The organism is Streptomyces sp. ADI96-02, from assembly GCF_003846185.1.
Taxonomy (GTDB): Bacteria; Actinomycetota; Actinomycetes; order Streptomycetales; family Streptomycetaceae; genus Streptomyces.
Genome location: NZ_ML123034.1, coordinates 2,843,335 through 2,869,538 on the forward strand (window position 1 = coordinate 2,843,335; position 26,204 = coordinate 2,869,538).

General features: G+C 73.2%; 25 protein-coding genes. 9 read left to right on the forward strand and 16 right to left on the reverse strand.

The annotated features are described in order from the left end of the window. Nucleotides 1-122: 122 nt before the first annotated feature. Together radA and disA are read left to right on the forward strand one after the other, a co-directional pair. Nucleotides 123-1,535 carry a DNA repair protein RadA gene (gene radA, locus EES43_RS12275; protein ID WP_124268768.1) on the forward strand — a complete coding sequence of 471 codons (1,413 nt, stop codon included), beginning with the start codon at nt 123-125 and terminating at the stop codon, nt 1,533-1,535. A gap of 79 nt (nt 1,536-1,614) precedes the next feature. Further along, a complete protein-coding gene (gene disA, locus EES43_RS12280) occupies nt 1,615-2,739 on the forward strand; it encodes a DNA integrity scanning diadenylate cyclase DisA (protein WP_124268769.1) in 1,125 nt (374 codons plus the stop codon). Nucleotides 2,740-2,925: 186 nt separating this feature from the next. Here the strand turns inward: disA and EES43_RS12285 are convergent, their stop codons facing one another. After that, nucleotides 2,926-3,669: a hypothetical protein gene (locus EES43_RS12285; protein WP_124271938.1), complete on the reverse strand. Its 744-nt coding sequence runs from the start codon at nt 3,667-3,669 to the stop codon at nt 2,926-2,928. A gap of 293 nt (nt 3,670-3,962) precedes the next feature. On the opposite strand from EES43_RS12285, the gene EES43_RS12290 reads away from it, so the two are divergent. From EES43_RS12290 to cseC, 5 genes are all read left to right on the forward strand, one after another. Next, entirely contained in the window at nt 3,963-4,865 is a 903-nt protein-coding gene (locus EES43_RS12290; RefSeq protein WP_124268770.1) for an HhH-GPD family protein, read from the forward strand. 178 nt (nt 4,866-5,043) lie between these two features. Next, nucleotides 5,044-5,712, forward strand: coding sequence for a SigE family RNA polymerase sigma factor (locus tag EES43_RS12295; RefSeq protein ID WP_124268771.1), 669 nt, complete (start codon nt 5,044-5,046; stop codon nt 5,710-5,712). Nucleotides 5,713-5,813: 101 nt separating this feature from the next. Then, nucleotides 5,814-6,485: a hypothetical protein gene (locus tag EES43_RS12300; RefSeq protein WP_241192391.1), complete on the forward strand. Its 672-nt coding sequence runs from the start codon at nt 5,814-5,816 to the stop codon at nt 6,483-6,485. A gap of 60 nt (nt 6,486-6,545) precedes the next feature. Then, complete coding sequence (gene cseB / locus EES43_RS12305; protein ID WP_124268772.1) at nt 6,546-7,259, forward strand: two-component system response regulator CseB; 714 nt, start codon at nt 6,546-6,548, stop codon at nt 7,257-7,259. Beyond that, the gene (gene cseC / locus EES43_RS12310) at nt 7,256-8,599 is read left to right on the forward strand and encodes a two-component system sensor histidine kinase CseC (RefSeq protein WP_124268773.1); all 1,344 of its coding nucleotides are present in this window, start codon (nt 7,256-7,258) and stop codon (nt 8,597-8,599) included. Before cseB ends, cseC begins: the two co-directional genes overlap by 4 nt. 312 nt (nt 8,600-8,911) lie before the next feature. Here the strand turns inward: cseC and EES43_RS12315 are convergent, their stop codons facing one another. Both EES43_RS12315 and EES43_RS12320 read right to left on the reverse strand, forming a co-directional pair. Then, a complete protein-coding gene (locus EES43_RS12315) occupies nt 8,912-9,634 on the reverse strand; it encodes a M23 family metallopeptidase (RefSeq protein ID WP_124268774.1) in 723 nt (240 codons plus the stop codon). An 844-nt stretch (nt 9,635-10,478) separates the two neighbouring features. Continuing rightward, nucleotides 10,479-13,007, reverse strand: coding sequence for an ATP-dependent Clp protease ATP-binding subunit (locus EES43_RS12320; RefSeq protein WP_124268775.1), 2,529 nt, complete (start codon nt 13,005-13,007; stop codon nt 10,479-10,481). 450 nt (nt 13,008-13,457) lie between these two features. Here EES43_RS12320 and EES43_RS12330 point away from each other — a divergent pair, with 450 nt between their 5' ends. Next, nucleotides 13,458-14,093 carry an SCO3374 family protein gene (locus EES43_RS12330; RefSeq protein WP_124268776.1) on the forward strand — a complete coding sequence of 212 codons (636 nt, stop codon included), beginning with the start codon at nt 13,458-13,460 and terminating at the stop codon, nt 14,091-14,093. Here the strand turns inward: EES43_RS12330 and EES43_RS12335 are convergent. From EES43_RS12335 to EES43_RS12380, 10 genes are all read right to left on the reverse strand, one after another. Next, nucleotides 14,072-14,407 carry a histone-like nucleoid-structuring protein Lsr2 gene (locus EES43_RS12335; protein WP_003968298.1) on the reverse strand — a complete coding sequence of 112 codons (336 nt, stop codon included), beginning with the start codon at nt 14,405-14,407 and terminating at the stop codon, nt 14,072-14,074. The genes EES43_RS12330 and EES43_RS12335 overlap by 22 nt on opposite strands. Nucleotides 14,408-14,550: 143 nt before the next feature. After that, nucleotides 14,551-15,120: an amino-acid N-acetyltransferase gene (locus EES43_RS12340; protein WP_241192392.1), complete on the reverse strand. Its 570-nt coding sequence runs from the start codon at nt 15,118-15,120 to the stop codon at nt 14,551-14,553. Nucleotides 15,121-15,129: 9 nt separating this feature from the next. Next, complete coding sequence (locus EES43_RS12345) at nt 15,130-15,561, reverse strand: BlaI/MecI/CopY family transcriptional regulator (protein WP_124268777.1); 432 nt, start codon at nt 15,559-15,561, stop codon at nt 15,130-15,132. A gap of 132 nt (nt 15,562-15,693) precedes the next feature. Continuing rightward, a complete protein-coding gene (locus EES43_RS12350; RefSeq protein WP_124268778.1) occupies nt 15,694-15,873 on the reverse strand; it encodes a hypothetical protein in 180 nt (59 codons plus the stop codon). 91 nt (nt 15,874-15,964) lie between these two features. Then, nucleotides 15,965-16,576, reverse strand: coding sequence for a hypothetical protein (locus EES43_RS12355; protein WP_124271942.1), 612 nt, complete (start codon nt 16,574-16,576; stop codon nt 15,965-15,967). A gap of 181 nt (nt 16,577-16,757) precedes the next feature. Further along, the gene (locus EES43_RS12360; protein WP_124268779.1) at nt 16,758-17,555 is read right to left on the reverse strand and encodes a type III pantothenate kinase; all 798 of its coding nucleotides are present in this window, start codon (nt 17,553-17,555) and stop codon (nt 16,758-16,760) included. Beyond that, complete coding sequence (nadC, locus tag EES43_RS12365; protein WP_124268780.1) at nt 17,555-18,613, reverse strand: carboxylating nicotinate-nucleotide diphosphorylase; 1,059 nt, start codon at nt 18,611-18,613, stop codon at nt 17,555-17,557. Before nadC ends, EES43_RS12360 begins: the two co-directional genes overlap by 1 nt. Nucleotides 18,614-18,696: 83 nt before the next feature. Next, nucleotides 18,697-20,451, reverse strand: coding sequence for an L-aspartate oxidase (locus EES43_RS12370; RefSeq protein WP_124268781.1), 1,755 nt, complete (start codon nt 20,449-20,451; stop codon nt 18,697-18,699). Continuing rightward, complete coding sequence (gene panC, locus EES43_RS12375) at nt 20,448-21,527, reverse strand: pantoate--beta-alanine ligase (protein ID WP_241192393.1); 1,080 nt, start codon at nt 21,525-21,527, stop codon at nt 20,448-20,450. The genes EES43_RS12370 and panC overlap by 4 nt, the downstream gene beginning before the upstream one ends. Beyond that, nucleotides 21,524-22,489, reverse strand: a complete 966-nt coding sequence (locus EES43_RS12380) for a Rossmann-like and DUF2520 domain-containing protein (protein WP_124268782.1) — start codon at nt 22,487-22,489, stop codon at nt 21,524-21,526. The genes panC and EES43_RS12380 overlap by 4 nt, the downstream gene beginning before the upstream one ends. A gap of 168 nt (nt 22,490-22,657) precedes the next feature. Between EES43_RS12380 and EES43_RS12385 the strand changes: the two genes are divergently transcribed. Next, on the forward strand, nt 22,658-23,824 hold the full coding sequence (locus EES43_RS12385) for a threonine aldolase family protein (protein ID WP_124268783.1): 1,167 nt from the start codon (nt 22,658-22,660) through the stop codon (nt 23,822-23,824). 51 nt (nt 23,825-23,875) lie between these two features. Here the strand turns inward: EES43_RS12385 and EES43_RS12390 are convergent, their stop codons facing one another. The 3 genes from EES43_RS12390 to EES43_RS12400 form a co-directional block, all read right to left on the reverse strand. Next, complete coding sequence (locus EES43_RS12390; protein ID WP_124268784.1) at nt 23,876-24,058, reverse strand: hypothetical protein; 183 nt, start codon at nt 24,056-24,058, stop codon at nt 23,876-23,878. Nucleotides 24,059-24,136: 78 nt separating this feature from the next. Then, complete coding sequence (locus EES43_RS12395) at nt 24,137-24,811, reverse strand: response regulator transcription factor (protein ID WP_124268785.1); 675 nt, start codon at nt 24,809-24,811, stop codon at nt 24,137-24,139. A gap of 136 nt (nt 24,812-24,947) precedes the next feature. Further along, complete coding sequence (locus EES43_RS12400; RefSeq protein WP_124268786.1) at nt 24,948-26,153, reverse strand: sensor histidine kinase; 1,206 nt, start codon at nt 26,151-26,153, stop codon at nt 24,948-24,950. Between the last annotated feature and the right edge of the window lie 51 nt (nt 26,154-26,204).

A 26,204-nucleotide genomic window follows, 5' to 3' on the forward strand; every position in this document is an offset into this window, starting at 1 on the left:
CCCTCGAAAGGGGACAGGAAGTCGGAGGCGCGGAGGGGCGCGCGGCCGTGCGCCCCCGGGCGCGCGCGGAGCCCCGGGGCCGCGCGGGCGGGACTGTCGTACCGCACCTATACGGTGACGCCATGGCTGCCCGTACGAAATCCGCGAAGGACCGTCCGTCCTACCGCTGCACCGAGTGCGGCTGGACCACCGCCAAATGGCTCGGCCGCTGCCCCGAATGCCAGGCGTGGGGGACGGTCGAGGAGTTCGGCGGCGCCCCCGCCGTGCGCACCACCGCGGCGGGCCGGGTCTCCACCGCGGCCCTTCCCATCGGGCAGGTCGACAGCCGGCAGGCCACCGCCCGCTCGACCGGCGTCGGGGAGCTGGACCGGGTCCTGGGCGGCGGGCTGGTGCCGGGCGCGGTCGTGCTGCTCGCGGGCGAGCCGGGCGTCGGCAAGTCGACGCTGCTGCTGGACGTGGCGGCCAAGGCCGCGAACGAGGACCACCCCACGCTGTACGTGACCGCGGAGGAGTCCGCGAGCCAGGTGCGCATGCGCGCCGACCGGATCCGGGCGATCGACGACCACCTCTACCTCGCCGCCGAGACCGACCTGTCGGCGGTGCTCGGGCATCTGGACGCGGTCAAGCCGTCGCTGCTCGTCCTGGACTCGGTCCAGACGGTCGCCTCGCCCGAGATCGACGGGGCGCCCGGGGGCATGGCCCAGGTGCGGGAGGTCGCCGGGGCGCTGATCCGGGCGTCCAAGGAGCGCGGGATGGCCACGCTCCTGGTCGGCCACGTCACGAAGGACGGCGCGATCGCCGGACCGCGGCTGCTGGAGCACCTGGTCGACGTGGTGCTGTCCTTCGAGGGCGACCGGCATGCCCGGCTGCGCCTGGTGCGCGGCGTCAAGAACCGCTACGGCGCGACCGACGAGGTCGGCTGCTTCGAGCTGCACGACGAGGGCATCACCGGTCTCGCCGACCCGTCGGGCCTCTTCCTGACCCGGCGCGACGTGGCGGTGCCCGGCACCTGTCTGACCGTCACGCTGGAGGGCAAGCGCCCGCTGGTCGCCGAGGTGCAGGCGCTCACCGTGGACTCGCAGATCCCCTCGCCGCGGCGCACGACCTCCGGCCTGGAGACCTCGCGGGTCTCGATGATGCTCGCCGTGCTGGAGCAGCGCGGCCGGATCAGCGCGCTCGGCAAGCGGGACATCTACAGCGCGACGGTCGGCGGCGTGAAGCTCACCGAGCCGGCGGCGGACCTCGCCATCGCGCTGGCGCTGGCCAGCGCCGCCAGCGACACCCCGCTCCCGAAGAACCTCGTCGCGATCGGCGAGGTGGGCCTCGCCGGGGAGGTCAGACGGGTCACCGGGGTCCAGCGCCGGCTGGCCGAGGCGCACCGGCTGGGTTTCACCCACGCCCTCGTTCCGACCGACCCGGGGAAGGTCCCGGCCGGCATGAAGGTCACGGAAGTGGCCGACATGGGCGATGCTCTGCGGGTCCTCCCGCGCCGCTCCCGCCAGGAGGCACCACAGGAGGACAACGCGCGCCGGTAGACTTTGCCCTGGTCTCGCCCGCCCGTGGACACGACATGGGGGACGCAAGGGCACCGCAACCTGTGACCGGAGGAGTGCAGTGGCAGCCAACGACCGGGCGACGACGCCCGGAAAGTCCGGCCAAGGCACCGGCAACGAGGCGCTGATGCGCGCCTCGTTGAGCGCGGTCGCGCCCGGAATGGCCCTGCGGGACGGCCTGGAGCGCATTCTCCGCGGCAATACCGGCGGGCTGATCGTCCTGGGCATGGACAAGACCGTCGAGTCGATGTGCACCGGCGGTTTCGTCCTGGACGTGGAGTTCACCGCGACGCGCCTGCGCGAGCTGTGCAAGCTCGACGGGGCGCTGATCCTCGACAAGGACATCACCAAGATCCTGCGGGCCGGCGTGCAGCTGGTCCCGGACGCCTCGATCCCGACCGAGGAGACGGGCACCCGGCACCGCACGGCGGACCGGGTCTCCAAGGCGTGCGGGTTCCCCGTCGTCTCCGTATCGCAGTCGATGCGGCTGATCGCGCTGTACGTGGACGGGGAGCGGCGGGTCCTGGAGGAGTCGTCCGCGATCCTGTCGCGGGCCAACCAGGCGCTGGCGACGCTGGAGCGGTACAAGCTCCGCCTGGACGAGGTGGCGGGCACGCTCTCCGCGCTGGAGATCGAGGACCTGGTCACCGTCCGGGACGTGACGGCGGTGGCGCAGCGGCTGGAGATGGTCCGCCGGATCGCCACGGAGATCGCGGAGTACGTGGTCGAGCTGGGCACCGACGGACGGCTGCTGGCCCTCCAGCTGGACGAGTTGATCGCGGGCGTGGAGCCGGAGCGCGAGCTGGTCGTGCGGGACTACGTGCCCGAGCCGACGGCGAAGCGGTCGCGGACGGTCGCCGAGGCGCTGACCGAGCTGGACGCGCTGAGCCATACGGAACTGCTGGAGCTGCCCGTGGTGGCGCGGGCCCTGGGGTACAGCGGCTCGCCCGAGACGCTGGACTCCGCGGTGTCCCCGCGCGGGTACCGGCTGCTGGCGAAGGTGCCGCGGCTGCCCGGGGCGATCATCGAGCGGCTGGTGGAGCACTTCGGCGGCCTCCAGAAGCTGCTGGCGGCGAGCGTGGACGACCTCCAGGCCGTGGACGGCGTCGGGGAGGCGCGGGCGCGCAGCGTGCGCGAGGGGCTGTCGCGGCTGGCGGAGTCGTCGATCCTGGAGCGGTACGTGTAGCGGCCCCCGCCCGGAGGGCCCTACGGGGCGCCGGGCAGGGGCAGGGTTTTCGGGAGGGCGTCCGGTGGGCGCCCTCTTTCGCGTGCCGCCCGTCCGCCTGCCACCCGATTCGCCTGTCACCCGATTCGCGTGCCGCCCGGCGGGGTCGCGTACGCGGTGCGCCGGGCGGTCCGAGGGCGGCGGGGGTCAGTCCTTCGCCAGGACGAAGGAGGCCCGCCGGACCGGCTCGCCCGGGGCCTTGGCCTCCAGCAGGTAGGTGCCCGGTCCCGCCTTGCCGGGCGGCGGGGTCTCGCAGCCGGGCGTGGAGCGGACGCGGTTCCAGTCCACGGTGTGCACGACCGTCGCGCCCGCCGGAACGCGCAGGAACAGCGGGCCCGGGGCCGCCGGGCAGTCCTTCGAGGACCAGACCGCGTCGTCGTCCTCGCCGCCGGCCTCGGTGACCGTGAGGACCACGTTCTTCGGTCCGACGTCGGCCTTGCAGGTGGCGGAGGAGGAGTTCGTGGCGACGAGTTCGAACTTCGGCCGGTCGTCGGGGCCGTAGCTGACCTTCGTCCGCAGGTTCAACTCGACGACGCCGGGCCGGCAGTCGGGGAGCGCGGATCCGGCCGGGACCCGCTGCCCCGCCGTGCCGCCACCGCCGCCCGGCCCCGAACCGCCCTCGCCCGCACCGCCTGTTGACGCCCCGTCGGACGCCGAGCCGCCCCTCGCCCCGCCGGAGCCCGCGCCGGTGTCGCCGTTGCTGCCGTCCGTACCGCCGGAGCCGCCGTTCTCGCCCGACTCCCCACGGCCGCCGGGCTGTTGGCTGATCGCCGGGCCGGAACCGGAGGGCCCGGGAGTGATCGACTCGACCGGGTCGGAACCGTTCGGCTTGCCGTCGTCCCCGCCGCCACCGCCGCCCCCCGCCGAGGTGACGGCCCAGGCGAGCAGCACGGCGAGGAGCGCAACCAGAAGTCCCGCTACCGCCCTTCGTCGCCAGTAGATGCTGGAGGGAAGCGGACCGACCGGATTGCGCATAGATCCCACGTCCAGAACTCTACGAGAGATCCGTGCCGAGTCCGGCCCCACCCGCCGTCCGATCGCCAAGTTTTGCCGATCATCATCCCGGGGACCCGGTCACAGGGGACAGAACGGGTGGCGTTGTCACCCGGCGGGGCCGCCGCGCGGGCCGACACCCCCTCACCCGTGACCGCCGTCCCCTCTTCCGTGCCAGGATCTCGAGTGCGATGACTGCCATGACTTCGACACAGACGCCCCCCGCATCCCTCCACACCCCCGTCATCGGGTGGTTCGAGCAGCACGCCCGCGATCTCCCCTGGCGCCGCCCCGAAGCGGGCGCCTGGGGGGTGATGGTCAGCGAGTTCATGCTGCAGCAGACCCCGGTGAGCCGGGTCCTCCCGGTCTACGAACAGTGGCTCGCCCGCTGGCCCCGCCCCGCCGACCTGGCCGCCGAGGCGCCCGGCGAGGCGGTCCGCGCCTGGGGCCGGCTCGGCTACCCGCGCCGTGCGCTGCGCCTGCACGGCGCGGCGCAGGCGATAACGGAACGGCACGGCGGCGACGTGCCGAGCGAGCACGGTCAGCTGCTGGCGCTGCCCGGCATCGGCGAGTACACGGCGGCGGCCGTGGCCTCGTTCGCGTACGGGCAGCGCCACGCGGTGCTCGACACGAACGTCCGCCGGGTGTTCGCCCGCGCCGCGGGAGGCATCCAGTACCCGCCGAACGCGACCACCGCCGCCGAGCGCAAGCTCGCGCGGGCGCTGCTGCCCGAGGAGGACGAGCGCGCGGCGCGCTGGGCCGCCGCCACGATGGAGCTGGGCGCGCTCGTGTGCACCGCGCGCAACGAGGACTGCGACCGCTGCCCGATCGCCTCGCAGTGCGCCTGGCGGCTGGCCGGGAAGCCCGCGCACCAGGGTCCGCCGCGCAAGGGCCAGACGTACGCCGGGACCGACCGGCAGGTGCGCGGACGGCTGCTGGCGGTGTTGCGGGAGGCGGTGCACCCGGTGCCGCAGGCCGCGCTGGACGCGGTGTGGGAGGAGCCGGTCCAGCGGGCCCGGGCGCTGGACGGGCTCGTCGCCGACGGACTGGTCGAGCCGCTGGCCGACGGCCGGTACCGGCTGCCTCTGACCTGATCCGTGCCGATACGCCGGTGGGGCCCGCCCCCGTCCCCACCGGCGCTGTTACACAACCGATGGACAGCCGTGCGTCCGCGTACGGCTGCTCCGCACACCGCCGTGACAACCCCTCCGTAGCGTCTGCGACAGCAGTTCAGCGGGGCACGGGGCCCAGACGGGGACGGAGGCGGTTGTCATGGCGCAGGGCGAGGTGCTCGCGTTCGAGGACTACGTACGCACGCGGCAGGAGGCCCTGCTGCGCAGTGCGCGCCGGCTGGTCCCCGACCCCGTCGACGCCCAGGACCTGCTCCAGACCGCCCTGGTCCGGACCTACGGCCGGTGGGACGGCATCACGGACAAGTCGCTCGCCGACGCCTACCTCCGCCGCGTCATGATCAACACCCGTACGGAGTGGTGGCGGGCCCGGAAGCTCGAAGAGGTGCCCACCGACCAGCTGCCCGACGCGAGCGTCGAGGACGGCAGCGACCAGCGCGCCGACCGCGCCCTCCTCATGGACGTCCTCGGCATTCTGGCTCCCAAGCAACGCAGCGTCGTCGTGCTGCGACACTGGGAGCAGATGAGCACGGAGGAGACGGCCGCGGCGCTGGGCATGTCCGCCGGTACGGTCAAGAGCACGCTGCACCGGGCGCTGGCACGACTGCGCCAGGAGCTGGAGAGCCGCGAGCTGATGAACCGCGAGGCGGTCGCCCGGGAGACCGAGAACCGGCGGAGCGCGGCAGGCCGCGCCGTCGGCCGTACCTCCGCCCCGCAGGCGACGGTCACGGCCGTCCGTGCGCGGGGACAGGTACCGGCGCAGCGGGACGGGCGTCACGACGAGCGGGGGCGGGAGCGGTGCGCGGCCTGAGAGGCAGCAGCGGCGGGGACGGCGGAAGCGACGGTTCAGCCGTCACGGGGGACGGGGACGGGGCGGACGGAGCCCGCGGCGGACCGGGGCGGAAGCGCCGTGTGCGGGCGGGAGCGGCGGCGAGTGGTACGGCCCTGGCCGGACTCGCCGCCTTCGGGCTGTTCTGCGTCGGATGCTCCACCGGAGGCACCGGCACCCGGGACGAGGGTCCGGCGGGCAGCCAGCCGGTCGCCCGGGTCTCCGCGGAGCCGACGGCCTCCGGCACGACCCCGCCGCAGCGGCGGATCAACCCGGTGACGCTGCTCAGGGGCGACCCGAAGGTGGGCAAGCGGGTCAGGTCCGGGCTGCGGCCCTGCGGCGGCGACGCCTACCCGGTGGACGCCTCCTACGGTTCGCTGACCGGCGGCCCCGGGACGGACGTCGTGGTCAACGTGATGAGCTGCGCCGATTCGGTGGGGATCGGGACGTACGTCTACCGGCCGCGCGCCGACGGCTCGTACGACAACGTCTTCGCCGCCGAGATCCCCGCCGTCTACGGGACCATCGACCGGGGCGAACTGGTGGTGACGACCCAGATCTACGGCTCGAAGGACCCTCTCGCCTATCCGTCCGGCTCGGAAGTGGTCACCTACCGCTGGGCGAACGAGCGGTTCGCCGAGCGCGACCGGGTGCACAACGAGTTCAGCCGTGCCGTCGGCGGCGCGAGCGTCGACCTGCCCGAGCAGACCATGCCGATGGATCCGGTCGTCCCGGGGGCGAGCCCGCAGAACTGAGCAGGACCGACCCGTGCCCGGCGCACGGCCGGAACCGAGCAAGGAGTGAGAAGCAGTCCCATGGCCGAGACCCACGTCCTCTTCGTCGAGGACGACGACGTCATCCGCGAGGCCACCCAGCTCGCCCTGGAGCGGGTCGGCTTCACGGTCACCGCGATGCCCGACGGGCTCCAGGGCCTGGAGGCGTTCCGGGCCGACCGGCCGGACATCGCGCTGCTGGACGTGATGGTGCCCGGGCTGGACGGGGTGAGCCTGTGCCGCCGCATCCGGGACGAGTCGACCGTACCGGTGATCATGCTGTCGGCGCGGGCCGACGCGATCGACGTGGTGCTCGGCCTGGAGGCCGGGGCGGACGACTACGTCACCAAGCCGTTCGACGGCGCGGTCCTGGTGGCGCGGATCCGTGCGGTGCTGCGCCGCTTCGGCCACGCGGCCGGACCGGACGGCGCCCAGCACCCCGGGGCGGACGACGCGCGCGAGGCGCTGGGCGGGGTGCTGGCCTTCGGCGACCTGGAGGTCGACACCGACGGCATGGAGGTGCGGCGCGGCGGCGAGCAGGTGGCGCTGACGCCGACCGAGATGCGGCTGCTGCTGGAGTTCTCCACCGCCCCCGGCACCGTGCTCTCGCGCGACCGCCTGCTGGAGCGGGTCTGGGACTACGGCTGGGGCGGCGACACCCGGGTGGTGGACGTGCACGTGCAGCGGCTGCGTACCAAGATCGGCCAGGACCGCATCGAGACGGTCCGCGGTTTCGGCTACAAGCTGCGGGCATGATGCGACCGGCCCTGCGGACGGGTGTCCGCTGGAAGATCAGCATCGCCATCGCGGCGGTCGGCGCGCTCATCGCGGTGGCCCTCAGCCTCGTGGTGCACAACGCGGCCCGGGTCTCGATGCTGGAGAACGCCCGCGAGGTGCAGCTGGAGCGGCTGCTGGGCGCGCAGCGCTTCTACGAGGCGACGAACTCGACGAACATGCAGAAGGGCGTGCCGAAGTTCGGCACCGAGCTCAACGATCCGGCGATGCCCCGGAGCCTGCGCGAGGAGGTCCTCAGGAACCGGCGGGCCACCCATGTCGCCCACGGGCCGGACGGAGTGCCCGACGTGTGGGCCGCGGTGCCGCTGGGCAACGGGGACGTGCTCTCGCTGCACACCCGGTTCGCGGACCGTTCCGCCACGATCATGAAAGACCTGGACCGGGCCCTGATCATCGGCTCGGTCTCGGTCGTCTTCGTCGGCTGCGCGCTCGGCGTGCTGATCGGCGGCCAGCTCTCGCGCCGGCTGCGCAAGGCGGCGGCAGCCGCCGGCCGGGTCGCGCAGGGGCAGACGGACGTACGGGTCCGGGAGGCGGTCGGCGGCGTGGTCCGCGACGAGACCGACGAGCTGGCACGGGCGGTGGACGCGCTGACCGACGCGCTGAACGGACGGATCGAGGCGGAGCGCCGGGTCACCGCGGACATCGCGCACGAGCTGCGCACCCCGGTCACCGGGCTGCTCACGGCGGCCGAGCTGCTGCCGCCGGGCCGCCCCTCGGAACTGGTGCGGGACCGGGCGCAGGCGATGCGGACCCTGGTGGAGGACGTCCTCGAAGTGGCCCGGCTCGACAGCGCCTCGGAACGCGCCGAACTGCAGGAACTGCCGCTGGGCGAGTTCGTCGCCCGCCGGGTCGCGCTGCTGGACCCGGGCGTGGCGGTGGAGGTGGTGCACAACTCGTGGGTCGCCACCGATCCGCGGCGTCTGGAGCGCATCCTCGGCAATCTGCTCGGCAACGCGGCCAAGCACGGCTCCACGCCCGTGGAGGTCACGGTCGAGGGCCGGGTGGTGCGGGTCCGCGACCACGGGCCCGGGTTCCCGGAGGAGCTGCTGCGGGACGGGCCGAGCCGCTTCCGCACCGGAAGCGTGGACCGGGCCGGGCACGGCCACGGGCTGGGGCTGACCATCGCCACCGGTCAGGCCAGGGTGCTGGGCGCGCGGCTGACCTTCCGCAACGCGGCCCCGCAGGGCGCGGTGGAGGGCGGCGGCGCCGTGGCGGTGCTGTGGCTCCCGGAGCACGCTCCGACGGCGACCGGCAGCTTCCCGATGCTGGAGCTGGCCGAGCAGCGCCGGGCGCGGGACTGAGCCGGGCCGGAGCCGGGTACGGGACGGAGCCGCGCGGGACTGAGCCGGGTACGGGGCTGAGCCGGGCCGGAGCCGCCCCGAGCACGTACCTAGGAGCCTTCCCCAGGGCCGGGCGCGGGCGGCGGTCGTAACGTTGGGGGCGACGACGCCGACGGCGACACCGGGGAGAAGCGCGGGGCTCTCCTCGACATCGCCGTCGGGCGGGTGGCCCGGGCGCACGCCCCGGGTACCGGGGTGCAACGGGTCCACTGACTCTCTTCGGTTGTGCTGGGCGCCGGTCCCCGGCGCGTCAGCGCGGGCACGTCAGACGGATCAGATGGAGACGTGCACCGTACGCAGGTAGGACACCGGGTTGAGCGAGGATCCGTAGTTCGGGCTGGTGCGGATCTCGAAGTGCAGGTGCGGGCCGCTGGAGTTTCCGGTGTTGCCGGAGAGGGCGATCTTCTGGCCGGTCTTCACGTGCTGGCCGACCTTCACGTTGACCTTCGACAGGTGCGCGTACTGGGTGTACTTGCCGTTGGAGTGCTTGATCACGACGGCGTTGCCGTACGCGGGGCCGTCGCCGCCGCCGTTCGGGCCGGCCTTCACGACGGTGCCGGTGTTGGCGGCGTCGACCCTGGTGCCGGTCGGCACGGCGAAGTCCTGGCCGGAGTGCTTGGCGGCCCAGCGGGCGCCGCCGGTGCCGTAGCTGGCGCTCAGCGTGTACTTCTTGACCGGGCGCTCCCAGGAGGACGCCTTCTTCTTCGCGGCCTTCTTCTTGGCCTCGGCCTTCTTCTTCGCGTCGGCGGCCTTCTTCGCCTCGGCCTTCTTCGCCGCGTCCGCGGCCTTGCTCTGCGCGGTCGCCTGCTGCGCGACCGAGTGGGCGGTGGTGCTCGCCGCGAGAACGGCGGTGCCGGCGGCACCCGAGGTGCCGGAGGCGAACGCGGCGCCTGCGCCCAGCACCATCGACGCGCCGAGTCCGGCGGCGACGACGGCGGCGCGGACACGGGAGGCGGACGGGCGGGTGGGGTGCTGGTTCGTGATGCGCTTCGACATGCGGGGGTAATCCTCCGAAGGTGAGTGGACCCGGCGTGCTGTCCGGGTTGGTCGAACCTTGGTAACCCGCACCCCCGCCGATGCTCAAACCCCCCATCTACGAAGAAAAGCCGTAGATGCCGCATCGGGAATTCGTCGCGATCGCCCCGGTTCGGCAGGCCGGAACGCCCGGCCGAATCCGTGTCCCGGAAGAGGTTTACCCCCTGTTCCATGCGTACTTTTTCGGACATGAGCCAGTGATTCGGTCGTTTCGCCCGAAACCACGAAAGGACCCGGCCGGCGCGGGCCGAAGGTCCCCGCGACGGTCACGGCACCGTCTCCTAGCACGCGTAGTAGGCCCGATTCGGGCTGTGCGCCTTGTCACCGCCGGTGGGACCTCGGACCGTCCGATTCGGGACCTTCGGCCCGCCACGTCACTACGCCGGCGGGAAAGCCGGACCGCGCCCCGGAGACACCCACGCCCTGGCCCCGCGGAACGGCCCGGTCCCCTTCGTGGTGCCGCTGCGCACCCTGCGCGCGAGGCGGTACGTTCCCGGGCCCTGCCGAGCCGTCCGGCGACCGCGCGCCGCACGACCTGGCGCGTACGCCCCTGCCCTGCGCGGCGATCCGCGCCCCGCGCCGCCGCCGCCGGACCGGGGAGCCGGAGGGCATCGAGCTGGACGTCGAGGAGCACCCCCGCGGACAGGAGCACCGTCTGCTCGTCGGGGCCGGGGAAACGGGCGACCGCCTGCCGTCACCCGTCACTGAGCAGCGGAAAAGGGGCTGCCCCCGACCGGTGGTGAAACCGGTCCGGGGCAGCCCCTTCGTCCAACGCCCTCGGGCGAACGCTCACACGCTCCGCGCGTTACGCGTCCTTCGAGAGGTTCGGGCCGGCGCCGCCTGCCGCCTGCTCGATCGGCGGGACGTCGGGCAGAGCCGACTTCTCCTCGCCGCGGAAGGTGAAGGTCTTGTCGTCACCCTCGCCCTCGGTGCCCACGACCACGATGTGACCGGGACGCAGCTCGCCGAAGAGGATCTTCTCGGAGAGGATGTCCTCGATCTGGCGCTGGATCGTCCGGCGCAGCGGCCGGGCGCCCATCACCGGGTCGTAGCCCTTCTTCGCCAGGAGCGACTTGGCCTCGGAGCTGAGCTCGATGCCCATGTCGCGGTCCTTGAGCCGCTCGTCGACCTTGTCGAGCATGAGGTCGACGATCTGGATGATGTCTTCCTCGGTCAGCTGGTGGAAGACGACCGTGTCGTCGACACGGTTGAGGAATTCCGGCCGGAAGTGCTGCTTGAGCTCTTCGTTGACCTTGACCTTCATCCGCTCGTAGTTGGTCTTGACGTCGCCCTGGGCGGCGAAGCCCAGGTTGAAGCCCTTGGAGATGTCCCGGGTCCCGAGGTTGGTCGTCATGATGATGACCGTGTTCTTGAAGTCCACGACCCGGCCCTGGGAGTCGGTCAGGCGACCGTCCTCCAGAATCTGGAGCAGGGAATTGAAGATATCGGGGTGGGCCTTCTCGACCTCGTCGAAGAGGACGACGGAGAACGGCTTGCGGCGCACCTTCTCGGTGAGCTGGCCGCCCTCTTCGTAGCCCACGTAACCGGGGGGCGAACCGAAGAGGCGGGAAACCGTGTGCTTCTCGCTGAACTCCGACATGTCGAGGGAGATCAGCGCGTCCTCGTCGCCGAAGAGGAATTCGGCGAGCGTCTTGGAGAGCTCCGTCTTACCGACGCCGGACGGGCCGGCGAAGATGAACGAGCCACCGGGGCGCTTCGGGTCCTTCAGGCCGGCCCGCGTACGGCGGATCGCCTGCGAAAGGGCCTTGATGGCGTCCTTCTGCCCGATGACGCGCTTGTGGAGCTCGTCCTCCATGCGCAGCAGACGCGAGGACTCCTCCTCCGTCAGCTTGAAGACCGGGATGCCGGTGGCGGTGGCCAGGACCTCGGCGATCAGCTCGCCGTCGACCTCGGCGACGACGTCCATGTCGCCGGCCTTCCACTCCTTCTCCCGCTTGGCCTTCGCCGCCAGCAGCTGCTTCTCCTTGTCGCGGAGGGAGGCTGCCTTCTCGAAGTCCTGGGAGTCGATCGCCGACTCCTTGTCGCGGCGGACGCCGGCGATCTTCTCGTCGAACTCGCGGAGGTCCGGCGGCGCGGTCATCCGGCGGATGCGCATCCGGGAACCGGCCTCGTCGATCAGGTCGATCGCCTTGTCCGGCAGGAAGCGGTCCGAGATGTACCGGTCGGCCAGGGTGGCGGCCTGGACGAGGGCCTCGTCCGTGATGGAGACCCGGTGGTGGGCCTCGTAGCGGTCGCGCAGACCCTTGAGGATCTCGATGGTGTGCGGCAGCGACGGCTCCGCGACCTGGATGGGCTGGAAGCGGCGCTCCAGCGCGGCGTCCTTCTCCAGGTGCTTGCGGTACTCGTCGAGCGTGGTGGCGCCGATGGTCTGGAGCTCGCCCCGCGCCAGCATGGGCTTGAGGATGCTCGCCGCGTCGATCGCGCCCTCGGCCGCGCCCGCACCCACGAGAGTGTGGAGCTCGTCGATGAACAGGATGATGTCGCCGCGGGTGCGGATCTCCTTGAGGACCTTCTTCAGGCGCTCCTCGAAGTCACCCCGGTACCGGGAGCCGGCGACCAGGGCGCCGAGGTCCAGGGTGTAGAGGTGCTTGTCCTTGAGGGTCTCGGGCACCTCGCCCTTGACGATCGCCTGGGCCAGGCCCTCGACGACCGCCGTCTTGCCGACGCCGGGCTCGCCGATGAGGACCGGGTTGTTCTTGGTCCGGCGGGACAGCACCTGCATGACCCGCTCGATCTCCTTCTCGCGCCCGATGACCGGGTCAAGCTTGGACTCACGAGCGGCCTGGGTGAGATTCCGGCCGAACTGGTCGAGCACCAGGGACGTGGAGGGCGTGCCCTCGGCGGGACCGCCGGCGGTGGCCGCCTCCTTGCCGCCCGAATACCCGGAAAGCAGCTGGATGACCTGCTGCCGGACCCGGTTCAGGTCGGCGCCCAGCTTCACGAGGACCTGGGCGGCGACGCCCTCGCCCTCGCGGATCAGGCCGAGCAGGATGTGCTCGGTGCCGATGTAGTTGTGGCCCAGCTGAAGAGCCTCGCGGAGCGAGAGCTCCAGGACCTTCTTGGCTCGCGGAGTGAAGGGGATGTGCCCGGAAGGAGCCTGCTGCCCCTGCCCGATGATCTCCTCCACCTGCTGGCGGACCGCCTCGAGCGAAATCCCGAGGCTCTCCAGGGCCTTAGCGGCGACACCCTCACCCTCGTGGATCAGGCCCAGGAGGATGTGCTCGGTGCCGATGTAGTTGTGGTTGAGCATCCGGGCTTCTTCCTGAGCCAGGACGACAACCCGCCGCGCGCGGTCGGTGAACCTCTCGAACATCGTTAATCGCTCCTCAGAGCGGTCGGTCAGTGAGGGGTCGGTCCCCTCCCAGTCCTTCCGCATGCTAGTCCCGCAGGACGGGACAGCTCATTCCAACTGCCGACATCCGTCCGGATCACCCCCGCACCGGCGGGGATTCTTACTGCCGAACAGCTGACAACTGCTCCAACCCGATGGTGCGAGACGATGTTCCCGCAGGCCAGGCAGATACCCCTTTCGCCAGTACGCCGATGGCGAACGCGAGACGCCTCGGGCGGCGTGTCGCCCCTTCCCACTAGGAAAGTCTTACCCGCAACCACTGACAGTCCATGCGGCGCGCCCCGGTTCCCTCCGCTACGGGCGAACACCCTTGCGCGACTTCACGCTCCCGCGCGCCCCGGGGAGCGGGACGCGGTGTGATCGTCACAGAGCGCTGCGTAACTTCGGGGAGGGTTCGGCGGTTCACCCGGCATGGCTTTCACCGTCCCGTCGCCCCGTTCGTCACCGGACGCGCCTCCGGTCCGCCGGACCGGACCGGTCCGCCCCTTCGACGCGGTCGCGGGGGCCGCACTGGCGCGGTGGTACGAGCGGGAGCTCGGCTGGGCCACCGAGGGGCGCGCGCCGGTGCGGCTGCTGACCGGGCTGCGCTTCGACGTGCTGGTGCTGCCGGCCGAGGCCGGTCACGCGGTGCTGCGGTCACCGGTGCGGACGGGGCCCGCGCTGCTGAGCGGCGACCGCGTGGGCCTGCTGATCGCCGCGGGCGGCGCGGACGAGCTGCCGGGGCTGCTCGACTGGCTGGAGTGGGGGCCCATCCCTCTGGGGCTGGCCGCCGTCGGTGCGGGGGGCCGGATTCCGGCCCCGGCGGCCCCGGGTGGCGCGGGAGGCTCGCCGGGGGCCGCCTTATGGCTGCGGCCCCCAGAGCCGGGGCGTGCGCCCGAACCGCTGCTTCCGGCTCTCGCGGGCTTCGGGAACGGCGGCGGGGCCGCTCCCGATCTCGTACGCCTGGTGGACGCCGCGGCGACGGAGTGCCATCGGGTCCGGTTGTCGCGTGCCCGCGCCGGGCGGTACGGCGACCGTGCGGCGGATCAGCCGTTGGCCTTCTCGTAAGCCTCGCGGATCTCGGCGGGAACACGGCCGCGGTCATTCACATTGTGGCCGTTCTCGCGCGCCCAGCGGCGGATTTCCGCGGTGTCCTTGTTGCCGCCGGCGACGGCACGGCCCTTGCCCCGGCCCGTCGCGGCACGGCCGCCGGTGCGGCGACCGCCCTTGGTGTAGGGCTCAAGAAGACCGCGAAGCTTGTCCGCGTTGGCCGTGGTGAGGTCGATCTCGTACGTCTTGCCGTCAAGAGCGAACGTCACGGTCTCGTCGGCCTCGACACCGTCGAGGTCATCCACGAGAAGGACCTGAACCTTCTGCGCCACTGGATTTCCTTTCATCGAAAATAGAGTACGCGGAAAGGAAACCGCTTTTCCGGGGAAAACACAAACCCCCGGGAGAGGTTCAGGAGCCCGAGAACGCGGGAAACATGCGCGATTCGGACATAGGGATCCGGTCCTTGTGCAGATCACAGGTGCAGAAGCATCCGGCTGTTGCCCAAGGTGTTCGGCTTCACTCGTTCGAGACCGAGGAACTCCGCGACGCCCTCGTCGTAGGAACGAAGCAGCTCACTGTAGACATCCGTGTCGACCGGCGTCTCTCCGATCTCGACGAAGCCGTGCTTGGTGAAGAAGTCCACTTCGAAGGTGAGGCAGAAAACCCTGCGCACACCGAGCCGGCGCGCGGTCTGCAAGAGCTTGCCCAGCAGCTGATGTCCCACTCCGGCGCCCTTGGCGCCCGGGTCGACGGCGAGCGTCCGGACTTCCGCGAGGTCTTCCCACATCACGTGAAGTGCGCCGCAGCCGATGACCCGGCCGTCCTCAGCGCGTTCCGCGACCCAGAACTCCTGGATGTCCTCGTAAAGGGTGACGGTCGCTTTGTCGAGCAGGATGCCCCCGGAGACGTACCCGTCGAGGAGCCGGCGTACGGCCGCCACATCACTCGTCCTGGCGCGCCGGACGGTGATGGCGGGCTTATTTACCGACGGGTCGGTATGGATTTCGGTATCCGGATCGCTCTGCGGCTGCTCTGAGGACATGGGCCGACGCTATCGCCCGGCCTCCGGCTCCGCGCCATCGGCCGGGGCGGAGTCCTCGGGGGCACTCGCGGACGGTTCCGAACCGGGGGAAACCATGCGAACGGCGTCCTGGAGCGCTTCGCGCTGCTCGGCGGACATCATCCCGAAGAACGCGACGAGAGCGGCGGCGGGGTTGTCGCTGCGCGACCAGGCTTCGTTCATCAGTGCGGCCGAGTAGGCGGCCCTGGTGGAGACGGCCGTATATCGATATGCCCGGCCGTCGACTTCCCTGCGCACCCAGCCCTTCTGATGGAGATTGTCCATTACCGTCATGACCGTCGTGTAGGCGATGGACCGTTCCTGCTGAAGGTCCTCCAGGACTTCCCGCACGGTCACCGGCCGGTTCCATTGCCAGACGCGCGTCATCACGGCGTCCTCAAGCTCTCCCAATTGGCGGGGCACGGCATCACTTTAGTGCCAGATGTCCCGAATGGCTGCTTATTACACAGCAAAAGAGCGCACAGCTCTCATGAGCCGTGCGCTCCCAGAGGGTTCGCGACGGGGCCGGCGGCGGTCGCCGCCGCATCCGGACGGTCAGGCGTTCTCCGGACGAGCGGTCTGCTTCGCCGATTCCGCGCGGGCGACCGCGGCGTCCACGGCGGCGTCCTCCTTGGTCTTGTTCGGACCGCCCTGACTCTTGACGATCGTCACGACCAGGCCGATGAAGAAGGCGGCCATCACCACGGGGGGCACGAGCGCGGATACGTAGTCCATGCCGTCCAGAGTAGCGACCCCTTGACCGCCGGACGCGGCGACCTCCCGGCGGAGGCCGCCGCGTCCGGCGCGGCGCGGGGCGGTCGCGGGCTCAGCCCGCCTCGCGCTCCTCGGACGGCGGCGGCGAGGGGCGGCGGCGCGGCGGGAAGACCTCCGAGGGCTTGGGCATCGGCCGCTCGCCGGGGGCCGGGCGGCGGCCCGGAGCCGCCGGAGTGCGCGGGCGGTCCGGCGGCGCGGGCGTCTTCGGGCGCTCCGGCTCCCGGTCCGCGGCGCGCCCGCCGGGCAGGGCGAGGAGCCTGCTGCGGGGCGCCGGGGCGGTGAGCCCGGCCGGGCGGCCGGCCAGCCGGGCGCGCACCGAGCGCTCGGCGAGCACCTGGCAGCGGTCCAGGAGCGCCGCGGCGAGGGGCCTGCCCCGCAGCGCGCGCAGGGCGGCCAGATCGTCCGGACGCGGGTCGTATCCGGCCGCCAGGGCGTCCTGGAGCAGTTCCAGGTAGCCGCTGACCGAGCCGGGGAGGGCGTTGCGGTAGCGGGCGAGGTCGGCGAGGAGGAACGCTCGCAGCCGACCCGCCTCGCCGACCGCCTCGTCCACGGCGCCCGCGAGCCGCAGGCAGTCCTGGACATCCTCGTCGGGCAGGGGCGTCGGGTGGAGGGCGATGGCGAGGGCACGTCGGAGCACCCGCAGCTCGTCCGCGCTGAACGCCATGCCGCCTCGTGAACCGTAGGGCGTGGGCATGACGCGACAATACGTGCTAAAGGGACAAAATCCGCTTAACTGGTCGTCGGTGGCGCGGCGTCCGCGTCCGGCCGGTCGCGGCTGCCGGTGAGCCCGCCGGCAGCCGTTCCCGCTGGTCCGCCGCCCGCCGCCCGGGGCGGCGGGGCCGCGGCTACCTCCGCGCGACGTTGCGCTCGTACACCAGGCGCAGCCCGATCAGGGTCAGCCACGGCTCGTGCTCGTCGATGACGGAGGACTCGCCCAACACCATCGGAGCAAGCCCGCCCGTCGCGATGACGGTGACGTCGTCGGGGTCGCCGGCCAGCTCCTTCTTCATCCGGGCCACCACTCCGTCCACCTGGCCGGCGAATCCGTAGACGATCCCGGACTGCATCGCCTCGACGGTGTTCTTGCCGATCACGCTGCGCGGCCTGGCCAGCTCGATCTTGCGGAGCTGCGCGCCCTTGACGCCGAGCGCCTCCACCGAGATCTCGATGCCGGGGGAGATCACGCCGCCGACGTACTCGCCGCGCGCGGAGACCGCGTCGAAGGTGGTGGCCGTGCCGAAGTCGACCACGATCGCCGGGCCCCCGTAGAGGTCGACGGCGGCGACCGCGTTGATGATGCGGTCCGCGCCGACCTCCTTCGGGTTGTCCATGAGGATCGGCACGCCCGTCTTGATGCCCGGTTCCACGAGCACGGCCGGGACGTCGCCGTAGTAGCGGCGGGTGACCTCGCGCAGTTCGTGCAGGACCGACGGGACGGTGGCGCAGATCGCGATGCCCTCGATGCCGTCGCTCAGCTCCACGCCGAGCAGCGGGTGCATGCCCATCAGGCCCTGGAGCAGGACGGCGAGTTCGTCGGCGGTGCGGCGGGCGTCGGTGGAGATCCGCCAGTGCTCGACGATCTCCTCGCCGTCGAACAGGCCGAGGACCGTGTGCGTGTTGCCGACGTCGATGGTGAGCAGCATCAGGCGCGGGCCTCACCGGTGGCGGGGGCCGCGTCGCGGAAGTCCAGGCCGATGTCGAGGATCGGCGAGGAGTGGGTGAGCGCGCCGACGGCCAGGTAGTCCACGCCGGTATCCGCGTAGGCGCGGGCCGAGTCGAGCGTGAGGCGGCCGGAGGACTCCAGAACCGCCCGGCCGGCGACCAGCGCGACCGCCTCGGCGGTCTCGCCCGGGGTGAAGTTGTCCAGCAGGATCAGGTCCGCGCCCGCGTCGAGCACCTCGCGGACCTGCTCCATGGTGTCGACCTCGACCTCGACGGCCACATCCGGGAACGCCTCGCGCACCCGCTTGAACGCCTCGGCGACGCCACCCGCGGCCACCACGTGGTTGTCCTTGACCAGGGCCGCGTCGAAGAGCGACATCCGGTGGTTGACCCCGCCGCCGCAGCGGACCGCGTACTTCTCCAGCGCGCGCAGGCCGGCCGTCGTCTTGCGGGTGTCGCGGACCTTCGCCCGGCTGCCCTCCAGCACGTCCGCCCAGGCGCGGGTCGCGGTCGCGATGCCGGAGAGGCGGCAGAGCAGGTTCAGCGCGCTGCGCTCGCCGGTCAGCAGGTCGCGGGTGCGGGTGGTGACGGTCAGCAGCTTCTGGCCGGGGGCGACGCGGTCGCCGTCCTCGACGTGCCGTTCGACCTCGAACTCGTCGGTGCAGACGATCGACAGGACCGCCTCGGCGACCCGCAGCCCGGCGACGACGCCCGCCTCGCGGGCGGTGAAGTCCCCGGTGATCACGGCGTCCTCGGGGACGGTCGCCACGGTCGTCACGTCCACGCCGCCGTCGAGGTCCTCCTCGATCGCGACATGGGCGACGTCCTCGACCTGTACGGGGTCCAGACCCGCCTCGGCCAGCAGCAGCGCGAGCGCGGGGTCGAGGCCGCACTCCAGGGCGTCGGGGTCGAATCCGTCGCCGCAGCCGCAGTCGTCGCCGCAGCCGCCCCCCGGCGCTGCGGACGCTGCGGGCGCGCCGACCCGGATGAGCGGGACGTCCACGGGAGTGGGGCGCGGATTCTCTTCGGGCGTGCTCACGGTTGCGGCTCCTCGGGGGCGTGGCGGGTGGTGCGGGTGGGGCGTGGGCGGCTCGGCGGTGCGGCTGCTTTCCAGCAGTCTGCTCAATCCGCCGTGCGTACGGGTGGGAACGCGGCGGTCCCGGTGCGGTGGACGACCGGGGTGCGGTCCGGGGCCACGCGGACGACGAGGTGGCGGCGCCAGTGCGCGTCGTCGCGGTCGGGCCGGTCCTCGCGCCAGTGGCAGCCGCGGGTCTCCTCGCGCTCGCGGGCGGCGGCGACCAGGACGCGGGAGACCAGGAGGAGGTTGGTGACCTCCCAGGCGTCGACCCCGGGGACGACGGCCTTGGCGTCGGGCCCGGCCGCGTCGGCGGCGGCGCAGCGGTGCAGGGACTCCAGCTCCTCGGCGGCGGCGGCCAGGCTCGCGGCGGAGCGCAGGACTCCGGCGCCCCGGGTCATGATGCGCTGGATCGCCGGGCGGGCCTCGGGCGCGAGCAGCGCGACGGGTCCGTCCGCCGTCCCGTGCGCCGTGCCGTCGGCCGTGCCGTGCACCGTGCCGTCGGCCGTGCCGTGCGCGGCCTCGTCGGGGCCGGGCGCCGGGTCGGTGCGGGCCGGGCGGGCGGCGGCGATGTCGGCGGCGATGCGCTCGGCGAAGACCAGGCCCTCCAGGAGGGAGTTGGACGCCAGCCGGTTGGCGCCGTGCACGCCCGTGCAGGCGGCCTCGCCGCAGGCGTACAGACCGGGCACGGTGGTGCGGCCCCGCAGGTCGGTGCGGATGCCCCCGGAGGCGTAGTGCGCGGCCGGGGCCACCGGGATCGGCTCGGTGACCGGGTCGATCCCGTGGGCGCGGCAGGCGGCCAGGATCGTCGGGAAGCGCTGCTCCCACATCCGCGCCCCGAAGTGCCGGGCGTCCAGGTACATGTGCTCGGCGGCCTGCTCGTGCATCCGGCGGGTGATGGCCTTGGCGACGATGTCGCGGGGGGCCAGCTCGGCCAGCTCGTGCTGTCCGAGCATGAAGCGGACTCCGTCGCCGTCGACGAGGTGGGCCCCCTCGCCGCGCACCGCCTCGGAGACCAGGGGCTGCTGGCCCTCGGAGTCCGCGCCCAGGAACAGGACCGTCGGGTGGAACTGGACGAACTCCAGGTCGGAGACCTCCGCCCCGGCCCGCAGCGCGAGGGCCACGCCGTCGCCGGTGGAGACCGGCGGGTTGGTGGTGGCGGAGAAGACCTGGCCCATGCCGCCGGTGGCGAGGACGACCGAGGGGGCGCGGACCGCGCCGACGCCGTCGTGCTGGCCCTCGCCCATCACGTGCAGCGAGACGCCCGCCGTACGGCCTTCGCCGTCCGTGAGCAGGTCCAGCACCAGCGCGTTCTCGATGGTGTGCAGGGCGGCCGAGCGGACCGCGTCGACCAGGGCGCGGGAGATCTCGGCGCCGGTCGCGTCGCCGCCCGCGTGCGCGATCCGGCGGCGGTGGTGGCCGCCCTCGCGGGTCAGCGCGATGTCGCCGCTCTCGGTGGTGTCGAAGTGCGCGCCCGTGCCGATGAGCCGGCGCACCGCGTCCGGCCCCTCGGTGACCAGCACCCGGACGGCCTCCTCGTCGCAGAGGCCGGCCCCGGCGACGAGCGTGTCGTCGAGGTGCTGCTCGGGGGTGTCGCCCTCGCCGAGCGCGGCGGCGATGCCGCCCTGGGCCCAGCGGGTGGAGCCGTCGTCGAGCCGGGCCTTGGTGACGACCACCGTGTCCAGTCCGGCGGCGGCGCAGCGCAGCGCGGCCGTGAGCCCGGCGACGCCGGAGCCGACCACGACGACGTCCGCGTCGATGGCCCAGCCGGGTGCGGGGGCGGTCAGCCGTATTCCGGTCACGTCAGGGCTCCGAAGGTGAGGGGGATGTTGTCGATGAGGCGGGTGGCCCCGACCCGGGCGGCGACGGCGAGGACCGCCTCGCCGCTCTCGCGGTCGTCGGGGATCTCGGTGAAGTCCGCCGGGTCGACGAGCGCCAGGTAGTCCACGGCGAGCGGCTGCCCGCCCCGGGCCGCGGCCTCGTCCAGGACGGCCTGGGCGGCGGCCCGCACGGCGGCGGGCGCCCCGTTGGGCCGGGCGAGCGCGACGGCCTGGGCGTCCGCCGCGGCGCGGGACTCGCCGAGCCGGTCGAGCCCGGCGGCCCGGTCGCCGCCGGGCGCGGTGGCCCTGGCCCGCTCGTGCAGGGCCTGTTGGGCGGCGAGCCGGTCGCGGGCCGCGAACAGCGCGCGGGACAGGGCGAGCGCGGTGTGCCGCTCCGCGGTGGACAGGAACCGGTTGCGGCTGGAGAGCGCGAGGCCGTCGGGGTCGCGGACGGTGGGCACGCCGGTGACGCGGACGGCGAAGTTCAGGTCGCGGACCATGCGGCGGATCAGGGCGAGCTGCTGGGCGTCCTTCTGCCCGTAGAACACCTCGTCGGGCCGGGTGAGGTGGAGGAGCTTGGCGACGACGGTGAGCATGCCGTCGAAGTGGCCGGGGCGGGCCGCGCCTTCCAGGCGTTCGCCCATCGGACCGGCGGAGATCCGGACCAGCGGTTCGCCGCCGGGGTAGACCTCGTCCACGCCGGGGGCGAAGACGGCGTCCGCGCCCGCGGCGGCGGCGAGGGCCAGATCGGCGTCCAGGGTGCGCGGGTAGCGGTCCAGGTCGGCCGCCTCGCCGAACTGGAGCGGATTGACGAAGACCGTCACGACGACCTGGCCCCCGGCGCCCACCGCCGTGCGGGCGGTGCGGATCAGCGCGGCGTGGCCCTCGTGGAGCGCGCCCATCGTCATGACGACGGCGCGCGCGGCCCCGGACGGCCGGGCCAGGGCGTCCAGCTCGGCGGCGGTGCGCAGCAGGGCGGGCGCGGGCGCTCCCGCCGCGCCGCTCCGGCCGCCCTCGGCCGGCACCGGCCGTCCGCCGTCCTCTCCGGTCGTCCTCATCGGGCCCCTCCCGGTCCGCCGCCGCCGGGGCCCGTGCCGCCGGGCCCCTTCTCCTGGTCGGCCAGCACGACGAGCAGGTCCTCGGCCTGCTCCGCCTTGAGGAGGCCGTGGGCGAGCGCCCGGTCGGCCGTGGCGCGGGCCATCGCCAGATAGCCCGCCACCATCTGCGGCGCGTGTGCGCGCAACTCGCCGACATGGGCGGCCACGGTGCCCGCGTCCCCCCGGGAGACGGGGCCGGTCAGGGCCGCGTCACCCGAGCGCAGGGCGTTGTCCAGCGCGGCGCCGAGGAGCGGGCCGAGCATCCGGTCCGGTGCCGCCACCCCGGCCAGCGACAGCAGCTCCATGGCCTCGGCGACCAGGGTGACCAGGTGGTTCGAGCCGAGTGCGAGGGCCGCGTGGTAGAGCGGCCGGGACTCCTCGGCGATCCACTCCGGCTCGCCGCCCATCTCGATGACCAACGCCTCGGCGGCCAGCCGCAGCTCCTCGGGGGCGGTGACCCCGAACGGGCAGCCGGCCAGGCGCTGGACGTCGACGGAGGTGCCGGTGAAGGTCATCGCCGGGTGCAGCGCGAGCGGCAGCCCGCCGGCCCGCAGCACCGGGTCCAGCACCCGGGCCCCGTACCGCCCGGAGGTGTGGACGATCAGCTGTCCCGGCCGTACGGCGCCGGTCTCGGCGAGCCCCGCGACCAGCGGGACCAGGGCGTCGTCAGGCACGGTGAGCAGCACCAGGTCGGCGCGGGCCAGCACCTCGGCGGGCTCGACCAGGGGGACGTCGGGGAGCAGGTCGGCGGCGCGGCGTCGGGAGGCGTCGGAGACTCCCGAGACGGCCACCGGGCGGTGTCCGGCCAGCCGGAGCGCGGCGGCGAGCGCGGGGCCGACGCGGCCGGCTCCGACGACGCCGACGGCGAGGCGGGCGGGGCGGTCCCTCGCGTCGAGGGCTTCTGGGGAATGTGGTGCGTTCACGCGGCGACGGCCTTCCGTTCCAGTCCGCGGGGGGTACCGGACGATTTATCTGCATGCTACGCCAGCGTTTCGGCGGAACTCCCCCGCTGTCCACAGCCTGTGGGTAACTCCGCGGGCCGGACGGAAACCCCGTGGCCGCGCCCGGCCCGCCCGGGTGATGATCGTCCCATGGCGGAGACGGATGAGCAGGAGCGGCGACGGCGCAGGGTGACCGCCTGGCGGCGTTCGCACCGGGTGCTGGCGCGGATGAGCACGGACCGCACCCTGGGCGAGCAGTTGGCGGCGCTGGCCGCCGACGCCGGGTCCGTCCACGATCCGGACGACTACGTGGACCTGTACGGCGGCGGGGTCGTGGGCGAGCTGGAGCGGCGGGTCGCCGGGCTGCTCGGCATGGAGGCGGCGGCGTTCTTCCCGACCGGCACGATGGCGCAGCAGGTGGCGCTGCGCTGCTGGGCGGGGCGCACCGGGAACGCGACGGTGGCCCTCCATCCGCTCTCCCACCCGGAGGTGCACGAGGGAGGCGCGCTCGGATCGGTGAGCGGGCTGCGCACGGTGCACCCGACGTCCGAGCCCCGGCTGCCGACGGCCGAGGAGGTCCGGGAGGCCCCGGAGCCCTTCGGCACGCTGATGCTGGAGCTGCCGCTGCGGGACGCCGGGTTCGTCCTGCCCGAGTGGGACGAACTGGAGGCGGTGGTCTCGGCGGCGCGGGAGCGGGACGCGGTGGTGCACCTGGACGGGGCCCGGCTGTGGGAGTGCGGGACGCACTTCGGGCGGGAGGTCGCGGAGATCGCCGGGCTCGCGGACAGCGTGTACGTGTCGTTCTACAAGTCGCTCGGCGGGCTGTCCGGGGCGGCGCTGGCCGGTCCGGCGGAGCTGGTCGAGGAGGCGCGGGTCTGGCGGCACCGGTACGGCGGCCAGGTCTTCCAGCAGTATCCGGCGGCCCTGTCGGCGCTGCTGGGCCTGGAGCGGGAGCTGCCGCGGCTGCCGGAGTACGTGGCGCGGGCCAGGACGGTGGCCGCGGCGCTGACGGAGGGGTTCGCCGGGGCGGGGACGCCGTGGTTCCGACTGACCCCGGAGCAGCCGCACACGCACCAGTTCCGGGTCTGGCTGCCGTACGGGACCGAGGTGCTGGACGAGGCGTCGGTGCGGCAGGCCGAGGAGACGGGCGTGACGCTGTTCCGGCGCTGGTTCACGGGCGCGGCCGGGCTGCCGCTCGGGATGTCGTTCACCGAGGTGACGGTGGCGGCGGAGGGCCTGGAGTGGACGGATCGGGACGTACGGGAGGCGCTGGCGGGGTTCCTGGCGCGGCTGGAGGCCGTCGCGGCCGGGGCGTGACCCGTCGGTTGTCCCGAGGGTCACGGGAGGCGGGTCCGCCACCCGCCGGCCTCAGGTGTCCGACCGCTCCGGCGGCGGGTCCTCGGCGACGCGGCGGCCCGGCGGGTGGGAGAGCCAGTGGCGGTAGAGGGAGCGCAGCACCGAGCGGTCGTGGCGGCCCGGCGGCGGCGGTGCGGGCTCGCCCAGCCGGGCGGCGCGGTAGGTGTCGAGCATGTGCTGCTGCATCGCGTCCATGCCTTCAGCGTGCGCCGGTCCGGGCTCCGCCGCTCGTCGGTCGACACGGGACGCCGACCGGCGTCCCGCCCGCGCGGCTCAGAGCGCGCCGCCGCCCGCCCGTACCAGCCCGCTCTCGTAGGCGAGGACGACGACCTGCACCCGGTCGCGCAGGCTCAGCTTGGTGAGGATGCGGCCCACGTGCGTCTTGACCGTGGCCTCGGAGAGCACCAGCCGGGCCGCGATCTCCCCGTTCGACAGGCCCTGCGCGACCAGCAGCATCACCTCCCGCTCACGGTCGGTGAGCTTGTCGACGTGCTTGTTCCTCGGCTTCTTCTCGCCGCTGGGCAGCATCGGCGAGAAGCGGTCGAGCAGACGGCGGGTGGTGGACGGGGCGACGACGGCGTCGCCGCTGTGCACCGCGCGGATCGCGGAGAGGAGTTCGGCGGGCGGCACGTCCTTGAGCATGAACCCGCTGGCCCCCGCCTTCAGGCCGGAGAACGCGTACTCGTCGAGGTCGAACGTCGTCAGGATGAGCACCTTGGGCGGGTCCTGCCCGGCGCAGATGCTGCGCGTCGCCTCGACGCCGTCCAGCCGGGGCATGCGGACGTCCATCAGCACCACGTCCACGGCCGTGGAGCGCACGACCTCGATCGCCTCCGCGCCGTCCCCGGCCTCGGCGACGACCTCCATGTCGGGCTGGGCGGCGAGGACCATCCTGAAGCCCGTCCGCAGCAGCATCTGGTCGTCGACGAGCATCACGCGGATGGCCATGGGTCTGTCCTGTTCCTGTGGTCCGAATACGTTCGATGGGCCCGGCATACGTTGGATGGCTCCGGCATACGTCCCGACGGGTCCGGCGGGGTGCCGCGACGGCCGCGGCGAGGGCGCGGCCGTCGCGTCCGGCCGGTCAGTCGGCGGGCTTGAGCGGCAGCAGGGCGCTGATCCGGAATCCGCCGCCGGGCCTCGGCCCGGCGTCCAGCGTGCCCCCGACCATGCCGACCCGCTCCCGCATCCCGATCATCCCGTGCCCGGCGCCGTCCGCGCCGCCGTCCTCGTACAACTCGTGCGCCGCGCCCCGCCCGTCGTCCTCCACGAGCAGCCCGAGGCCGTCGTCGAAGTAGACCAGCCGGACGCTGGCGCCCGCCTCGGGGCCCCCGTGCTTGCGGGTGTTCGTCAGGGCCTCCTGCACGATGCGGTACGCCGTCAGCTCCACGCCGCTGGGCAGCGGCCGGGCCGTCCCCTCGACCTTGAAGTCGACTTCGAGGCCCGCGCGGCGGACCTGCTCGACCAGGTCCTCGATCTGCTCGACGTCGGGCTGCGGCACGTACTCGCCGCTCTCCGGGGCGTCGCCCGTCCGCAGCACGCCGAGCAGCCGCCGCATCTCGGCGAGCGCCTGGCGGCCGGTGCCGGAGATGGTCTGCAGCGCCTGCCGCGCCTGCTCGGGGGCGGCGTCCAGGACGTAGGCCGCGCCGTCGGCCTGGACCACCATCACGGACACGTTGTGCGCGACGACGTCGTGCAGTTCGCGGGCGATGCGCGCGCGCTCGGCGGCCACGGCCACCTTGGACTGCGCCTCGCGCTCCCGTTCCAGCCGGGCGGCACGCTCCTCCAGCTGGCTGAAGTAGGCGCGCCGGGTCCGCAGCGAGTCGCCCAGCACCCAGGCCAGTACGAACGGCACCGTCATGACGATCACGAGGAAGACCGACTGCGCCCAGCCGTCGGGCTCGGCGGAATCGGGCCAGCGCGCCTGCGAGAGACCCGCCGCGCACAGGCTGCACACCAGGCCGAGGCGCGAGGCCCAGCGCTCGCCGACCGCGGCCACCGTGTAGGTGATGACCAGCATCGCGAAGTCCCAGACGCCCGGCCGGACGTCCAGGACGAGCTGGAAGACGCCGCCCGCGACGGCGAGCAGCAGCATCTTCTCCGGGGCCCGCCGGCGCAGCGCCACGACCGTGGCCAGGCCGAGCGCAACCGGAACGGCCAGAAGCTGCTCACGACCCGTCTCGTACTTGCCTGCCACGATCGACGTGCCGGAGAGCCCGAGCAGGACGACGGCCCAGAAGACGTCGACGCCCGTCGGGTGTCTGCGCAGAAAATCGTAGAGGCGTTGCACGGGATCCAGCGTAGGGACAGAGGATCGGTGCCCGGGTCAACCGGAGGGCCG

What these genes read in the sequence shown, in the direction of transcription:
- radA (WP_124268768.1), top strand. Translation starts at nt 123, where the DNA reads ATGGCTGCCCGTACGAAATCCGCGAAGGACCGTCCGTCCTACCGCTGC.
- EES43_RS12290 (WP_124268770.1), top strand. Translation starts at nt 3,963, where the DNA reads ATGACTGCCATGACTTCGACACAGACGCCCCCCGCATCCCTCCACACC.
- EES43_RS12295 (WP_124268771.1), top strand. Translation starts at nt 5,044, where the DNA reads ATGGCGCAGGGCGAGGTGCTCGCGTTCGAGGACTACGTACGCACGCGG.
- cseB (WP_124268772.1), top strand. Translation starts at nt 6,546, where the DNA reads ATGGCCGAGACCCACGTCCTCTTCGTCGAGGACGACGACGTCATCCGC.
- cseC (WP_124268773.1), top strand. Translation starts at nt 7,256, where the DNA reads ATGATGCGACCGGCCCTGCGGACGGGTGTCCGCTGGAAGATCAGCATC.
- EES43_RS12315 (WP_124268774.1), bottom strand. Translation starts at nt 9,634, where the DNA reads ATGTCGAAGCGCATCACGAACCAGCACCCCACCCGCCCGTCCGCCTCC.
- EES43_RS12320 (WP_124268775.1), bottom strand. Translation starts at nt 13,007, where the DNA reads ATGTTCGAGAGGTTCACCGACCGCGCGCGGCGGGTTGTCGTCCTGGCT.
- EES43_RS12330 (WP_124268776.1), top strand. Translation starts at nt 13,458, where the DNA reads ATGGCTTTCACCGTCCCGTCGCCCCGTTCGTCACCGGACGCGCCTCCG.
- EES43_RS12340 (WP_241192392.1), bottom strand. Translation starts at nt 15,120, where the DNA reads ATGTCCTCAGAGCAGCCGCAGAGCGATCCGGATACCGAAATCCATACC.
- EES43_RS12350 (WP_124268778.1), bottom strand. Translation starts at nt 15,873, where the DNA reads ATGGACTACGTATCCGCGCTCGTGCCCCCCGTGGTGATGGCCGCCTTC.
- EES43_RS12355 (WP_124271942.1), bottom strand. Translation starts at nt 16,576, where the DNA reads ATGGCGTTCAGCGCGGACGAGCTGCGGGTGCTCCGACGTGCCCTCGCC.
- EES43_RS12360 (WP_124268779.1), bottom strand. Translation starts at nt 17,555, where the DNA reads ATGCTGCTCACCATCGACGTCGGCAACACGCACACGGTCCTCGGCCTG.
- panC (WP_241192393.1), bottom strand. Translation starts at nt 21,527, where the DNA reads ATGAGGACGACCGGAGAGGACGGCGGACGGCCGGTGCCGGCCGAGGGC.
- EES43_RS12385 (WP_124268783.1), top strand. Translation starts at nt 22,658, where the DNA reads ATGGCGGAGACGGATGAGCAGGAGCGGCGACGGCGCAGGGTGACCGCC.
- EES43_RS12390 (WP_124268784.1), bottom strand. Translation starts at nt 24,058, where the DNA reads ATGGACGCGATGCAGCAGCACATGCTCGACACCTACCGCGCCGCCCGG.
- EES43_RS12395 (WP_124268785.1), bottom strand. Translation starts at nt 24,811, where the DNA reads ATGGCCATCCGCGTGATGCTCGTCGACGACCAGATGCTGCTGCGGACG.